Genomic DNA, 14,955 nt, shown 5'->3' on the forward strand with positions numbered 1-14,955 from the left:
GGATTCGGCACAGGTGGTTCGGGTATGTCTGGTTCCATGATGGGATCTCCGGTGCCGAACGAGCACGAGACCGTCGGCGCCTACGCCCTCGGGATCCTCGACGACGCCGAGGCAACCGCTTTCGAGGCCCATCTCGCGACCTGTGAGTGGTGCGCCCAGCAGCTCGACGAGCTGGCCGGCATGGAGCCGATGCTCGCCGCCCTCGCCGACCTGCCCGGTGCCGGTACGCCCGCGATCGGGGAGTCGCTCTCCGCGAAGCCCAGCCCGCGGATCGTCAACAAGCTGGTGGACGAGGTCGCGGAGCGCCGGGCACAGAAGCGGCGCCGCAGCTTCTACATGGTGGCGGCCGCGGCCGCGCTGATCGTCGGCGGCCCCTTCGTCGCGATGGCGACGAGCGGCGGCGGTGACTCCGGCACCGAGGCCAAGGGGAACCAGCGGGTCCTGGCGGGCACCGCCAAGGAACTCTTCGACACCATGAAGGACCGCGTCTCGGCCACCGACTCCTCGACCGGCGTCAGCGCGACGGTCGCGATGCAGGAGAAGGACTGGGGCACCTCGCTCGGCCTGGAGCTCAAGGGCGTCAAGGGTCCGCTGAAGTGCTCCCTCGTCGCGGTCTCCAGCAACGGCGAGCGCTGGACGGCCTCCACCTGGTCCGTGGGCAAGTGGGGCTACGGCCTCGCGGACGGCAAGACCGCGGAGTCCAAGCAGCCGCTCTACATCGGCGGCGCGGTCGCCCCGGCCAAGGCCGACATCGACAAGTTCGAGGTCATCACCTCCGACGGCAAGAAGCTCGTAGAGGTGGACGTCTAGGACAGGTCCACGGACTTCTCCTGGACGGCTCGGAGCGGACGCATAGCTTCCCGGGGCCCCCTTCGCGTACGGTTGACGGCTGCCCAGCACGTCAGAAGGGGGCCCGGTGGCCGCTCAGGCTCAGCAATCCGCGGTCGACCCGGTTCACGATTCCGATCGGGACCGGGAGATCAGCGTCGAACAGGAACACCTCGACCGGGTGTACCAGCGCCTTGAGGAGAAGATCCACGAGGCCGAGTTCCTGATGAACGACGCGGCCAAGCGCGGCCAGGTCGGCACGCCCGGCGCCCTCGCCGAGCGGGACGCCCAGGTCTTCCGGGCCGGCATCCACCTCAACCGGCTCAACAACGAGTTCGAGGACTTCCTCTTCGGCCGGATCGATCTGCTCCTCGGCAAGGACGGCAAGAAGGGCCCCGATGGCGCCTACACCGCCGTGGAGCCCGCCGAGGGGGCGGTCCGCGAGGACAACACCACCGACATCGCCGAGACCCTGCACATCGGGCGGATCGGGGTCCTGGACGCCGAGTACGCCCCGCTGGTCATCGACTGGCGGGCACCCGCCGCGGCGCCCTTCTACCGGTCCACCCCCGTGGACCCCGGGCGTGTTGTACGGCGCCGGGTCATCCGCTCCAAGGGCCGCCGCGTCCTCGGCGTCGAGGACGACCTCATGCGCCCCGAGCTGAAGGCCTTCCTCGACGGCCGCGCACTGTCCGTCATCGGCGACGGCGCCCTCATGGCCGCGCTCGGCCAGGCCCGCAGCCACACCATGCGGGACATCGTCGCCTCCATCCAGGCCGAGCAGGACCTGGTGATCCGCGCGCCCGCCGCGTCCGTGACCTACGTCGAGGGCGGGCCCGGCACCGGCAAGACCGCCGTCGCCCTGCACCGCGCCGCCTACCTGCTCTACCAGGACCGGCGCCGCTACTCCGGCGGCATCCTCATCGTCTCGCCCACGCCCCTGCTGGTCGCCTACACCGAGGGCGTCCTGCCCTCCCTCGGCGAGGAGGGCCAGGTCGCCATCCGGGCGATCGGCTCCCTGGTCGACGGCGCCGAGGCCACGCTCTACGACTCCCCGGCGGTGGCCCGTGCCAAGGGCTCGTACCGCATGCTCAGGGTCCTGCGGAGGGCCGCGCGGGGGGCGCTGGAACTGGGAGCGGGCGGTACGGGCGAGGCCCCCGGCCGGTCCGACGCCGGGCAACTCTCCTTCGGTGACACCGGTGAGTTCGACGACGGTGTCGGGGAGGGGAACGGCGCCGGTACCGCCGTATCGCCGAAGGCTGCCGGGGGAACCCCCGCGCGGCTGCGGGTGGTCGCCTTCGGGCGGAGGCTGGAGCTGGAGGCGGACGCGCTGGAGCAGGTGCGGCGGGTGGCGCTCGGGGGGACCGCGCCGGTCAACCTGTTGCGGCCGCGTGCGCGCAAGCTGCTGCTCGACGCGTTGTGGGAGCTGTCGGGGGCCGGGACCCGGCACACCGATCCGGAGCTCGCCGCCGAGCTGCGGTCGTCGTTCGACGAGGACATCACCTCCGAGGACGCCTTCATCGAGTTCCTCGACGCCTGGTGGCCCGAGCTGACCCCGAAGGCCGTCCTCGCCGCCATGGCCGACGAGCGGCGCCTCGGCCGCTGGGCGCGGCGGATCCTCAACCCCGGCGAGGTCCGCAGGGTCGCCCGCTCGCTCCGCCGCGACGGCCTGTCCGTGCACGACATCGCCATGCTCGACGAGCTCCAGGCGGTCCTCGGCGCCCCCGCCCGGCCCAGGAAGCGGCGCGACCTGGACCCGCTTGACCAGCTGACCGGCCTGGAGGAGCTGATGCCGGTCCGCGAGGAGTCGCAGCGCGAGCGGGCCGAGCGGCTCGCCCAGGAGCGCGTCGAGTACGCCCACGTCATCGTCGACGAGGCCCAGGACCTCACGCCGATGCAGTGGCGCATGGTCGGCCGCCGCGGCCGGCACGCCACCTGGACGGTCGTCGGCGACCCCGCCCAGTCCTCCTGGTCCGACCCCGACGAGGCCGCCGAGGCCCGCGACGAAGCCCTCGGCACCCGCCCCCGCCGCCGTTTCCAGCTCACCGTCAACTACCGCAACCCCTCCGAGATCGCCGACCTCGCGGCGAAGGTGCTGGCGCTGGCCATGCCGGGCTCGGAGTCGCCGCGGGCGGTGCGGTCCACCGGGGTCGAGCCCAGGTTCGTGGCCGTACGGCAGTCCCTCGCGGAGACCGTGCGCGCCGAGGCCGCACGTCTCCTCGAACTCGTCGACGGCACCGTCGGCGTCGTCGTCGCCATGCAGCGGCGCGAGGAGGCCGCGCGCTGGCTCGCCGGGCTCGGCGAGCGGGTGGTGGCGCTCGGCAGCCTGGAGGCCAAGGGGCTGGAGTACGACGCCACGGTCGTCGTGTCGCCCGCGGAGATCGCGGACGAGTCGCCGGCCGGGCTGCGGGTGCTGTACGTCGCCCTCACCCGGGCGACCCAGCAGCTGACCGTGGTCTCCGGCGAGCGGGACCAGCCGGACGCGGACGGGGTGCCGGACCTGCTGAGAGATTGAACTCCCGTGAGGGAATGGCCTTACGGGATCTGTTTGTTAGCCTTGATGTGGCACCGGCCCGATCCAAGCCCCCGGGCCCAACCTTCGTCCCTCAGAGGGACCACTTGCCGCGAGGCGAGCATGGCGGGTCGGTGCCACTTCTTTCTTTTCGCGGCTCCTCGGTGAGCGTCCCCCTGTGAACAAAACGTTCGTAATCCTGCCCGGCTAACGCCTACTCATCGGTAGGTGCGACCATCGGACGGCATACAGCACCACAGGTGAAAGCAGAGGAAGTCGGCCATGGCAACGGCGCCCAGCGTCTCCTACTCGATGACGGTCCGGCTGGAGGTGCCCGCGAGCGGAACCGCCGTCTCGCAGCTCACCACCGCCGTGGAGGCATCCGGAGGCTCGGTGACCGGCCTCGACGTCACCGCGTCCGGCCACGAGAAGCTCCGGATCGACGTCACCATCGCGGCCAGCTCCACCAAGCACGCCGACGAGATCGTCGAGCAGCTGCGCGGGATCGAGGGCGTCACCCTCGGCAAGGTCTCCGACCGTACGTTCCTGATGCACCTCGGCGGCAAGATCGAGATGGCGTCCAAGCACCCCATCCGCAACCGTGACGACCTCTCGATGATCTACACCCCGGGCGTCGCCCGCGTGTGCATGGCGATCGCCGAGAACCCCGAGGACGCCCGGCGTCTGACCATCAAGCGCAACTCCGTTGCGGTCGTGACGGACGGCTCCGCGGTGCTGGGCCTCGGCAACATCGGCCCCAAGGCCGCGCTCCCCGTCATGGAGGGCAAGGCCGCCCTCTTCAAGCGGTTCGCCGGCATCGACGCCTGGCCGCTGTGCCTGGACACCCAGGACACCGACCAGATCGTCGAGATCGTCAAGGCGATCGCCCCCGGTTTCGCCGGCATCAACCTCGAGGACATCTCCGCCCCCCGCTGCTTCGAGATCGAGGCCCGGCTGCGCGAGGCCCTCGACATCCCCGTCTTCCACGACGACCAGCACGGCACCGCGATCGTGGTGCTGGCCGCGCTGACGAACGCACTTCGCGTCGTGGACAAGGGAATTGAGAACGTCCGGGTCGTCATGTCCGGCGCCGGCGCGGCCGGTACGGCCATCCTCAAGCTGCTGATCGCGGCGGGCGTCAAGAACGCCGTCGTCGCCGACATCCACGGCGTCGTGCACGCCGGCCGCGAGGACCTCGTCGACGCGGCCCCGGGCTCGGCGCTGCGCTGGATCGCCGACAACACCAACCCCGAGGGCCTGACGGGCACGTTGAAGGAGGCCGTGCGCGGCGCGGACGTCTTCATCGGCGTCTCCGCCCCGAACGTCCTGGACGGCGACGACGTGGCCGCCATGGCCGAGGGCGCGATCGTGTTCGCGCTCGCGAATCCCGACCCCGAGGTCGACCCGGCGATCGCCCGGCAGACGGCGGCCGTCGTGGCCACCGGCCGCTCCGACTTCCCGAACCAGATCAACAACGTGCTGGTCTTCCCGGGTGTCTTCCGCGGTCTGCTGGACGCGCAGTCCCGCACCGTCAACACCGACATGATGATCGCGGCCGCGAAGGCGCTCGCGGACGTCGTGACGCAGGACGAGCTGAACCCGAACTACATCATCCCCAGCGTCTTCAACGACAAGGTCGCGGGCGCGGTCGCGGGAGCGGTGCGGGACGCGGCTAAGGCGGCGGGGGCGACGGCGTAGGGCACCGCGTGGGCCGCGGCGCGGGGTGCCCGTCCGGGACTCCGGCGCCGCGTCTACAGTGGGGTCGTATGTTTGTTCGGCTGTGAGGATCGCCACGGCGGTCCTCCGGCCCGGCGCGTCGCGGAACCGGGCGCTTCGCGCCACCCTCTAGGGTGGCGCCACGCCCAGGCCTCTGTTCGTGTGACCCCCTAGGGTGTTCATGCGAGTCCTACGGGTGCCGGATTGGCTTTCCCGCAGCAGGTAGGGGCAGGATGCGTCCCTGGGCGCGAGCGCATCGGCTTCGCTGTGCCTCGCGTGCGGCACCGCCGCGAGGCACACCCCAACGGCAAGAAGAACACGGGAGTAACAACATGAACCGCAGTGAGCTGGTGGCCGCGCTGGCCGACCGCGCCGAGGTGACCCGCAAGGACGCCGACGCCGTTCTGGCCGCGTTCGCCGAGACCGTCGGCGAGATCGTCGCCAAGGGCGACGAGAAGGTCACCATCCCCGGCTTCCTGACCTTCGAGCGCACCCACCGTGCCGCTCGCACCGCGCGCAACCCGCAGACCGGTGACCCGATCCAGATCCCCGCCGGCTACAGCGTCAAGGTTTCGGCGGGCTCCAAGCTGAAGGAAGCGGCCAAGGGCAAGTAAGCCTGACGGCACGTCTCGGGACGATGTACTTCGGGACGACGTAACGCCAATGGGGCGGCCCCCTTCACAGGGAGCCGCCCCATCGTCGTACTCACAAGACGGGCTAGCCGAGCGCCTTGCCCGGCAGTTCCACCTTCGCGCCCAGCTCCACGAGCTTCTCCATGAAGTTCTCGTAGCCGCGGTTGATGAGGTCGATGCCGTGGACGCGGGACGTGCCCTGGGCCGCCAGCGCGGCGATGAGGTACGAGAAGCCGCCGCGGAGGTCGGGGATGACCAGGTCGGCGCCCTGGAGGCGGGTCGGGCCCGACACGACCGCCGAATGGAGGAAGTTGCGCTGGCCGAAGCGGCAGTTCGAGCCGCCCAGGCACTCGCGGTACAGCTGGATGTGCGCACCCATCTGGTTGAGTGCGGAGGTGAAGCCGAGGCGGGACTCGTAGACCGTCTCGTGGATGATCGACAGGCCCGTGGCCTGCGTGAGGGCCACGACCAGCGGCTGCTGCCAGTCCGTCTGGAAGCCCGGGTGCACGTCCGTTTCGAGCGCGATGGACTTCAACTGCCCGCCGGGGTGCCAGAACCGGATGCCCTCGTCGTCGATCTCGAAGGCACCGCCCACCTTCCGGTAGGTGTTCAGGAACGTCATCATCGAGCGCTGCTGGGCGCCGCGGACGTAGATGTTGCCCTCGGTCGCCAGCGCCGCGGACGCCCAGGAGGCGGCCTCCAGACGGTCCGGCAGCGCGCGGTGGTTGTAGCCGCCGAGCCGGTCCACACCCGTGATGCGGATCGTCCGGTCGGTGTCCATCGCGATGATGGCGCCCATCTTCTGCAGGACGCAGATGAGGTCCTCGATCTCCGGCTCGACGGCCGCGTTCGAGAGTTCGGTGACGCCCTCGGCGAGGACGGCCGTCAGCAGCACCTGCTCGGTCGCGCCCACGGACGGGTACGGCAGCCGGATCTTCGTACCGCGAAGCCGTCGCGGCGCCTCCAGGAACTGCCCGTCCGCGCGCTTCTCGATCGTCGCGCCGAACTGCCGCAGCACCTCGAAGTGGAAGTCGATGGGCCGGCCGCCGATGTCACAGCCGCCGAGGCCGGGGATGAAGGCGTGCCCGAGGCGGTGCAGCAGCGGACCGCACAGCAGGATCGGGATCCGCGAGGAACCCGCGTGGGCATCGATGTCGGCGACGTTCGCGCTCTCGACATGCGTCGGGTCCATCACCAGTTCGCCCGGCTCCTCACCCGGACGGACCGTCACCCCGTGCAGCTGGAGCAGTCCGCGTACGACACGCACGTCACGGATGTCCGGAACGTTGCGCAGTCGACTCGGCTCGCTGCCCAGCAGGGCGGCCACCATGGCCTTCGGTACGAGGTTCTTCGCACCGCGGACACGGATCTCGCCCTCCAGCGGGGTTCCGCCGTGGACAAGCAGTACGTCGTCAGAGCCGTTGACGGTCATGTATCTCGCGTTCCGATGAGTCGGGCAGGGGCCAGAAGGGAAAGGGTAATCGCCGTCCACCCCCCTTCCGTAAGCCCAAGTACCACCCAGCCACGTCATAGCTCTGTCACAACACGGCCTGCTAGGCGACGGGCACATGGGGTCACCGGCGAACGGGAGCGCACACGGGGCGCACAGGTGCGGTCCCACCTGCATTCACCGTCGGCGCCGGGATTGCCTCCCCACGCGGAGGGAAGATGCGGGATCATGTCTGGCATGACCGAGGTGTCCTCGCTCACAGGGCGGTTGCTCGTGGCAACGCCCGCCCTGGCGGACCCGAACTTCGACCGTGCGGTGGTGCTCCTTCTCGACCACGACGAGGAGGGCTCCCTCGGTGTCGTCCTCAACCGTCCCACCCCCGTGGACGTGAGCGACATCCTGGAGGGCTGGGCGGACCTCGCGGGCGAACCGGGCGTCGTCTTCCAGGGCGGCCCGGTCTCCCTGGACTCGGCGCTGGGCGTCGCGGTGATACCGGGCGGGTCGGCCGTCGACGGGGCGCCGCTGGGCTGGCGCAGAGTGCACGGCGCGATCGGACTGGTCGACCTGGAGGCCCCGCCGGAGCTGCTCGCCTCGGCCCTCGGCTCGCTGCGCATCTTCGCCGGGTACGCCGGCTGGGGCCCCGGCCAGCTGGAGGACGAACTGGTCGACGGCGCCTGGTACGTCGTCGAGTCGGAACCCGGCGACGTCTCCTCCCCGTCCCCGGAGAGACTCTGGCGCGAGGTCCTGCGCCGTCAGCGCAACGAACTGGCGATGGTGGCGACGTACCCGGACGACCCTTCGCTCAACTGATCCATGTGAGCTTCAGTACTCTTGGGCTTATGAGCACTCTCGAGCCCGAGCGCGGGACTGGTACGGGGACCCTCGTAGAGCCGACGCCACAGGTGTCCCACGGCGACGGCGACCACGAGCGCTTCGCCCACTACGTCCAGAAGGACAAGATCATGGCGAGCGCTCTCGACGGCACCCCCGTCGTGGCGCTCTGCGGCAAGGTCTGGGTGCCCGGCCGCGACCCGAAGAAGTACCCCGTGTGCCCCATGTGCAAGGAGATCTACGACTCCATGGGTTCCGGGGACGACGAGGGCGGCGACAAGTAGCTTCCCGTCCATGAGGCCCCCCGGGGTGCGCTGATCGCGCGCTCCGGGGGGCCTTCGCGTGTTCGCGTGTCACGAAGTGGTTGAGACCTCTTGTGGGCGTGTTCATGTAACCCATAGCCTCCGTTGCGTTGAGCGCATTCGTCATTGCACATACTGCAACGTACGCCCGGAGGATCACTCCATGAAGCTCTCCCCCCGTCTCCCCGCCCTCGTCCTGGCCGCCCTGGTGGTCACGGCCTGCGCCCCCCAGACCTCCTCCAACTCCTCCTCCGACAAGGACGAGAAGACCGGCACCCTGCGCGTCTGGCTCTTCCAGGAGGTCGGCAACAAGCCGAAGGAGAAGGTCGTCGACTCCGTGGTCACCGCCTTCGAGAAGGCGCACCAGGGCACCAAGGTCGACGTGGAGTACATCCCGATCGACACCCGCGCCCAACGCGTGAAAGCCGCCTTCAACGACCCGGCCTCCGCGCCCGACGTCATGGAGTACGGCAACACCGACACCGCCGGCTATGTGAAGGACGGCGGACTCCTCGACGTCACCGAGGAGTTCGGCGACTGGAGCGAGGCCAAGGACACCGACCCCACCGCCAAGCAGTCGGTGACCGTGGACGGGAAGATCTACGGCGCGCCCTTCTACGTCGGCGTCCGCGCCCTCTACTACCGCACCGACGTGTTCAGGGAACTCGGCCTCGAAGTGCCGAAGACCATGGCCGAGTTGGCCACCACCGCCCGCACGATCCGGGCCGCGAAGCCCGAGTTGTACGGTCTGGTCGTCGGCGGCGCCTACACGTACGGCGCGATGCCGTTCATCTGGGCCAACGGCGGCGAACTGGCGACCGGCAAGGGCGGGTCGTACGCCTCCGGCATCTCCAGCGCGGCCGCCCAGAAGGGCATCAAGGAGTACACCTCGCTCTTCACCGACGACAACTGTCCCGCCGCCAAGTGCGCGGGCATGGGCGGCAACGACACGATCACCGCGTTCGCGGCCGGCAAGGCGGGCATGGCGATCGGCGGTGACTTCAGTCACACCGCGGTCGAGGCCGGGAAGGTGAAGGGGAAGTACGCGGTGGTGCCGCTGCCGGGCGTCGCGGCGGGGTCGATCGCGCCCGCGTTCGCCGGGGGCAACAACATCGGCGTCCTCAAGAGCACTTCGCACCGCACGCTCGCCGTCGACCTGATGGAGCAGCTCACCTCGAAGGAGACGCAGGGCGAGATGTTCGACGCGATGGGCTTCCTGCCGACGTTCGCGGACGTACGGGAGCAGGCCGCGGCGGAGCACCCGTATGTGAAGCCGTTCGCCCAGACCCTCTCCGCCGGCACGAAGTTCGTGCCCGCCTCGCCCGCCTGGTCGCAGATCGACTCGTCCCTGGTGCTGCCGACGATGTTCCAGGAGGTCGTCAGCGGCAAGAAGAGCGTGGCCGCGGCGTCGAAGGAAGCGGCGGCGAAGATGAACGACGCGTTCGGTTCCGTGGGATGACCTCGGTGACCAACCGCACCACGGGTACCCCCTGGCTCTATCTCGCCCCGGCTCTCGTCGTGCTCGGCGGGCTGCTGCTCTACCCGATCTACCAGCTCGGCCTCATCTCCCTCTTCCACTACACCCAGGCGCAGGTCAGCGGCGGTGAGCCGACCACCTTCGAGGGGCTCGGGAACTACCGCGCGCTGTTCTCCGACTCCGAGTTCTGGCAGGTGCTGCTCGCCACCGTGCTGTTCGCGGGTGCCTGTGTCGTCTCCACGCTCGCCGTCGGCTGCGCGCTCGCCGTACTGCTCACGCGCGTGCGTGCCGTGCCGCGGCTGGCGTTGCTGCTGGCCGCGCTCGGCGCGTGGGCGACCCCGGCGGTGACCGGTTCGACGGTCTGGCTCTTCCTCTTCGACCCGGACTTCGGTCCGGTGAACCGTCTGCTCGGCCTCGGCGACCACTCCTGGACCTACGGCCGCCTCAGCGCCTTCTTCCTCGTCCTGCTCGAAGTCGTCTGGTGCTCCTTCCCGTTCGTGATGGTCACGGTCTACGCCGGCATCCGCGCCGTCCCGGCCGAGGTGCTGGAGGCCGCCGCCCTGGACGGCGCCTCGCAGTGGCGGATCTGGCGCTCGGTGCTCGCGCCGATGCTCCGGCCGATCCTGACCGTCGTCACCATCCAGTCGGTCATCTGGGACTTCAAGGTCTTCACGCAGATCTACGTCATGACGAACGGCGGCGGCATCGCGGGCCAGAACCTCGTCCTCAACGTCTACGCCTACCAACAGGCCTTCGCCTCCTCGCAGTACAGCCTCGGCTCGGCGATCGGCGTCGTGACGCTGCTGATCCTGCTCGCGGTGACGCTGGTGTACCTGCGGCTGCTGCGCCGCCAGGGGGAGGAACTGTGAATTCCGTACGACGTCCGCGGATACGGCGCCCTTGGCGGCTGGCCGCCGAGGCCTCCGCGCTGCTCATCGCCCTGGTGGTCGCCTTCCCCCTCTACTGGATGGTCCTCGGCGCCTTCAAACCGGCCGGGGAGATCGAGTCGAGCGAGCCGCGGCCCTGGACGCTTTCGCCCTCCCTGGATTCCTTCCGGAGGGTGTTCGAGCAACAGGATTTCGGTCGGTATTTCGTCAACAGCCTTGTCGTGGCGGGCAGTGTGGTGATCGCCTCGGCGCTGATCGCCTTTCTCGCGGCGACCGCGGTGACACGATTCCGCTTCCGCTTCCGGACCACCCTGCTGATCATGTTTCTGGTCGCCCAGATGGTGCCGGTGGAGGCGCTGACGATCCCCTTGTTCTTCCAGATGCGGGACTTCGGTCTGCTGAACTCGCTGGGCTCGCTGATCCTGCCCCACATCGCCTTCTCGCTGCCCTTCGCGATCTGGATGCTGAGGGGGTTCGTGAAGGCCGTACCGGAGGCCCTGGAAGAGGCCGCGTACATCGACGGGGCGAGCCGTGGGCGATTCCTGTGGCAGATTCTCTTCCCGCTCGTCCTTCCCGGTCTGGTGGCCACGAGCGTGTTCTCCTTCATCTCGGCCTGGAACGATTTCCTCTTCGCCAAGTCGTTCCTCATCGGCGACACCTCGCAGTCCACGCTGCCGATGGCCCTGCTGGTCTTCTACAAGCCGGACGAGCCGGACTGGGGCGGGGTCATGGCCGCGTCGACGGTGATGACGATTCCGGTGCTGGTGTTCTTCGTACTCGTACAGCGACGCCTGGTCTCGGGACTGGGCGGAGCGGTTAAGGACTGACGTGACGTCACTGATTCCGGCGCCGAAGCGTGCCCACTGGAGTGCCGCCGGGCACACGGCCCTGGACCGGGACACGGCCCTGGAGGCGCGTCCCGGTACGGAGGGTGTGGCGCGCTGGCTCCGAGCCACGGTCGGCGCGGCGACCGGCCTGCCGTTCCCGGAGAGGGGCGACGGGGCCAACCGTGTCGTGCTCGGCATCGACCCCGAACTGCCCCCCGAGGGGTACCGCTTGGTCAACGACGACGGGCCCTGTCTCATCGAGGGCGGCGACGCGGCCGGAGTCTTCTACGGAGCCCAGACCTTCCGTCAGTTGCTCCGCCCCGACGCCTTCCGTCGCGCGCCGGTGTCGCCGCTCGGCTGGGACGTCCCGCAGATCGCCGTGGAGGACTCGCCCCGGTTCGGCTGGCGCGGCCTGATGCTCGACGTCTCCCGGCACTTCACGCCCAAGGACGGTGTCCTGCGGTACCTCGATCTGATGGCCGCGCACAAACTCAACGTCTTCCACTTCCACTTGACGGACGACCAGGGCTGGCGGATCGAGATCCGGAAGTACCCCCGGCTCACCGAGGTGGGGTCATGGCGGGCGCGTACGAAATTCGGCCACCGGGCCTCGCCGCTGTGGGAGGAGAAGCCGCACGGTGGCTTCTACACCCAGGACGACATCCGCGAGATCGTCGCCTACGCCGCCGAGCGGCATATCACCGTCGTCCCCGAAATCGACGTACCGGGGCACTCGCAGGCCGCCATCGCCGCGTACCCGGAACTCGGCAACACCGACGTCATCGACACGACCTCCCTCACGGTGTGGGACAGCTGGGGCATCTCCGCCAACGTACTCGCCCCCACTGACAACACCCTGCGGTTCTACGAGGGGGTGTTCGAGGAACTGCTGGAACTCTTCCCCTCGGAGTTCGTCCACATCGGGGGTGACGAATGCCTCAAGGACCAGTGGAAGCGGTCGCCCGCCGCACAGGCCCGCATCGCGGAACTCGGGGTCGGTGACGAGGACGGGCTCCAGTCGTGGTTCATCCGGCACTTCGACACCTGGCTCACCGCGCGCGGGCGCCGGCTCATCGGCTGGGACGAGATCCTGGAGGGCGGCCTCGCCGAGGGCGCCGCCGTCTCCTCCTGGCGCGGCTACGCGGGCGGCATCGCCGCCGCACGCTCCGGACACGACGTGGTCATGTGCCCCGAGCAGCATGTGTACCTGGACCACCGGCAGGCGCCCGGCGAGGACGAGCCGGTCCCCATCGGGTACGTGCGCACCCTGGAGGACGTGTACCGCTTCGACCCCGTTCCACCGCAGCTCACTTCGGCCGAGGCGGTGCACGTCCTCGGCACGCAGGCCAACCTGTGGACCGAGGTGATGGAGGATCACGCGCGCGTGGACTACCAGGCGTTCCCGCGGCTCGCGGCCTTCGCCGAGGTGGCCTGGAGCGTGCTGCCCGCCCCGGCGGAGCGCGACTTCGCCGACTTCGAGCGGCGGATGGCCGTCCATTACCGGCGACTTGACGCCCTGGGCGTCGGATACCGGCCGCCCGCGGGCCCGTTGCCGTGGCAGCGGCGGCCCGGTGTGCTCGGCCGCCCGATCGAGGGAGCGCCCCCGAACAGGTAGGGGAAAACATCCTCAAGGGTCACCGAAGAGTGTCAACCGGTATGCATGGGTGATGCCGTGCGAAAACGGACCATCTCCCTGATGAGGCGGGCGAATGCCTCCTAGTGGACCCCTGTCTTCGGGTGCCCCGAAGATGTGCCAGAGTTGCCACGTCCGCCCTGTCAGCACGTACCGTACGGCAGCAACAGGCGGGACCAGCTGGGACCAGGTGGGGCAGCGGGAAGGGGTAGCCGGTTTGACCACGCACGCACCGCAGGCGGCGCAGGCCGTCACGCTGCCCACGACGCTGGACGAGGCGGTGGCAGCGCTCGCCGCCATGCCCGCCGCCGTGCCGGTGGCCGGCGGCACCGACCTGATGGCCGCCGTCAACTCCGGACAGCTCAGGCCCGCCGCCCTGGTCGGCCTCGGCCGGATCAGCGAGATCCGCGGTTGGCAGTACCAGGACGGCCACGCCCTGCTCGGCGCCGGGCTCACGCACGCGCGCATGGGCCGCCCCGACTTCGCCGCCCTCATCCCGGCGCTCGCCGCCGCCGCGCGCGCGGCGGGCCCGCCGCAGATCCGCAACGCGGGCACCCTGGGCGGCAACATCGCCTCGGCGGCCCCCACGGGCGACGCGCTGCCCGTGCTCGCCGCCCTGGAGGCGACCCTGATCATCGCGGGCTCGGGCGGGGCCCGCCGTGAGATCCCGGTCTCGCACCTGCTCGCCGGTATGGACATGCTCCGCGCGGGAGAGCTGATCGGCTTCGTGCGCGTGCCGCTGCTGCACGCCCCGCAGGTCTTCCTCAAGGTGACAGGGCGCACCGGCCCGGGCCGCGCGGTGGCCTCCGTGGCGCTGGTCCTCGACCCGGCCCGGCGCGGGGTCAGGTGCGCCGTCGGTGCCATAGCGCCGATGCCGCTCAGGCCCCTGGACGCCGAGCAGTGGGTCGCCCGGCTCATCGACTGGGACAACAACCGCGCGATCGTCCCGGAGGCCCTGGAGGCCTTCGGCGAGTACGTCGCCGCGGCCTGCATCCCCGATCCGGCGCCCGAGCCGGACGGTTCTGTGCCCCAGCATCCGCCCGCCGTACTGCATCTGCGGCGCACCGTCGCCGCGCTGGCCCGACGAGCACTGGGGAGGGCGCTGTCGTGACCGACGACCAGCACGGAGAGGGCGCGCCCCGCGGCAGCGCGGGCCGCTGGGACCCGTTGCCCCAGGGCGACTACGACGACGGCGCGACCGCCTTCGTGAAACTCCCCGAAGGGGGCGTCGAGGCCCTCCTGGCCTCCGCCGACAGTCCGCTCGCCGCGCCGGGCCACGGCTATGTGCCGCCGCAGATAACGGTCGCGCCGGGTGTCGACCCCTCCGGCGCGGGCGGCTGGGCGGTGCCGGGCGAGGGCGCGCAGTGGCCCGACCCGAGCGCCGGACAGCAGGACCGCACCGGGCAGTTCACGTACAACCCGAACACCACCCAGCAGTGGAACGTCGAGGAGACCGCGGCGCCCGCGCCGGGTCACGACGTCACCGGCCAGTGGTCGATCCCCGTGGCCGACGGCGAGCTGCCGGACGAATCGGGCGAGTTCACCACGTCGTCCCTGGTCGAGCAGTGGGGCGGCGGCACGCCTCCGGCGACCCTGCCGGGCGGGGCGGCCGCGCCGTGGGCGACCCAGTCCCCGCAGCCGTGGGGGACCGACGGTGCCTTCCCGGGCGGCGAGCCTGGCGACGGCGCGGGTGGCGTCGGTGCGCCGGAGCCCTCCGGTGACGTAACCGGGTACGCGCCGAACGGCGACGGGCACCCGGGGGCGGGCCGTACTGAACCCAACTCCCGTGCGCCCCGCGCCCGTTCCGCGCACGCGCCCCGTGTGAACCCTTCACACACGCCGGTGCCATACGCGCGCTCC

General features: G+C 70.4%; 12 protein-coding genes and 1 pseudogene. 12 read left to right on the forward strand and 1 reads right to left on the reverse strand.

Annotated elements, in window-relative coordinates; all coding sequences use genetic code 11:
• Positions 1 to 36 precede the first annotated feature (36 nt).
• From ABZ896_RS33525 to ABZ896_RS33540, 4 genes are all read left to right on the forward strand, one after another.
• A complete protein-coding gene (locus ABZ896_RS33525) occupies positions 37 to 810 on the forward strand; it encodes a zf-HC2 domain-containing protein (protein WP_360937279.1) in 774 nt (257 codons plus the stop codon).
• Positions 811 to 916: 106 nt separating this feature from the next.
• On the forward strand, positions 917 to 3,343 hold the full coding sequence (locus ABZ896_RS33530) for a UvrD-helicase domain-containing protein (RefSeq protein ID WP_360937281.1): 2,427 nt from the start codon (positions 917 to 919) through the stop codon (positions 3,341 to 3,343).
• A gap of 279 nt (positions 3,344 to 3,622) precedes the next feature.
• Positions 3,623 to 5,038, forward strand: a complete 1,416-nt coding sequence (locus tag ABZ896_RS33535; RefSeq protein WP_360937283.1) for an NAD-dependent malic enzyme — start codon at positions 3,623 to 3,625, stop codon at positions 5,036 to 5,038.
• Between the two features lie 350 nt (positions 5,039 to 5,388).
• Positions 5,389 to 5,670: an HU family DNA-binding protein gene (locus ABZ896_RS33540; protein ID WP_007382399.1), complete on the forward strand. Its 282-nt coding sequence runs from the start codon at positions 5,389 to 5,391 to the stop codon at positions 5,668 to 5,670.
• A 103-nt stretch (positions 5,671 to 5,773) separates the two neighbouring features.
• On the opposite strand, the gene murA is transcribed toward ABZ896_RS33540, so the two are convergent.
• The gene (gene murA, locus ABZ896_RS33545; RefSeq protein WP_360937285.1) at positions 5,774 to 7,120 is read right to left on the reverse strand and encodes a UDP-N-acetylglucosamine 1-carboxyvinyltransferase; all 1,347 of its coding nucleotides are present in this window, start codon (positions 7,118 to 7,120) and stop codon (positions 5,774 to 5,776) included.
• Positions 7,121 to 7,375: 255 nt separating this feature from the next.
• Here murA and ABZ896_RS33550 point away from each other — a divergent pair, with 255 nt between their 5' ends.
• The 8 genes and pseudogenes from ABZ896_RS33550 to ABZ896_RS33585 all read left to right on the forward strand — a co-directional run.
• Complete coding sequence (locus ABZ896_RS33550) at positions 7,376 to 7,948, forward strand: YqgE/AlgH family protein (protein ID WP_360937287.1); 573 nt, start codon at positions 7,376 to 7,378, stop codon at positions 7,946 to 7,948.
• Between the two features lie 29 nt (positions 7,949 to 7,977).
• Entirely contained in the window at positions 7,978 to 8,253 is a 276-nt protein-coding gene (locus ABZ896_RS33555; protein WP_360937289.1) for a DUF3039 domain-containing protein, read from the forward strand.
• A 181-nt stretch (positions 8,254 to 8,434) separates the two neighbouring features.
• The gene (locus tag ABZ896_RS33560; RefSeq protein WP_360937291.1) at positions 8,435 to 9,730 is read left to right on the forward strand and encodes an extracellular solute-binding protein; all 1,296 of its coding nucleotides are present in this window, start codon (positions 8,435 to 8,437) and stop codon (positions 9,728 to 9,730) included.
• Entirely contained in the window at positions 9,727 to 10,617 is an 891-nt protein-coding gene (locus tag ABZ896_RS33565; protein ID WP_360937293.1) for a sugar ABC transporter permease, read from the forward strand. The genes ABZ896_RS33560 and ABZ896_RS33565 overlap by 4 nt, the downstream gene beginning before the upstream one ends.
• Positions 10,614 to 11,462, forward strand: a complete 849-nt coding sequence (locus tag ABZ896_RS33570; protein ID WP_360937295.1) for a carbohydrate ABC transporter permease — start codon at positions 10,614 to 10,616, stop codon at positions 11,460 to 11,462. Before ABZ896_RS33565 ends, ABZ896_RS33570 begins: the two co-directional genes overlap by 4 nt.
• A 10-nt stretch (positions 11,463 to 11,472) precedes the next feature.
• The gene (locus tag ABZ896_RS33575) at positions 11,473 to 13,077 is read left to right on the forward strand and encodes a beta-N-acetylhexosaminidase (RefSeq protein ID WP_360937301.1); all 1,605 of its coding nucleotides are present in this window, start codon (positions 11,473 to 11,475) and stop codon (positions 13,075 to 13,077) included.
• 235 nt (positions 13,078 to 13,312) lie between these two features.
• On the forward strand, positions 13,313 to 14,206 hold the full coding sequence (locus ABZ896_RS33580; RefSeq protein ID WP_360937297.1) for an FAD binding domain-containing protein: 894 nt from the start codon (positions 13,313 to 13,315) through the stop codon (positions 14,204 to 14,206).
• A pseudogene (locus tag ABZ896_RS33585) lies at positions 14,203 to 14,955 on the forward strand (hypothetical protein); the annotation flags it as partial. The gene ABZ896_RS33580 and the pseudogene ABZ896_RS33585, both read left to right, overlap by 4 nt.

Source organism: Streptomyces sp. NPDC047072 (assembly GCF_040643855.1).
Lineage (GTDB): Bacteria > Actinomycetota > Actinomycetes > Streptomycetales > Streptomycetaceae > Streptomyces.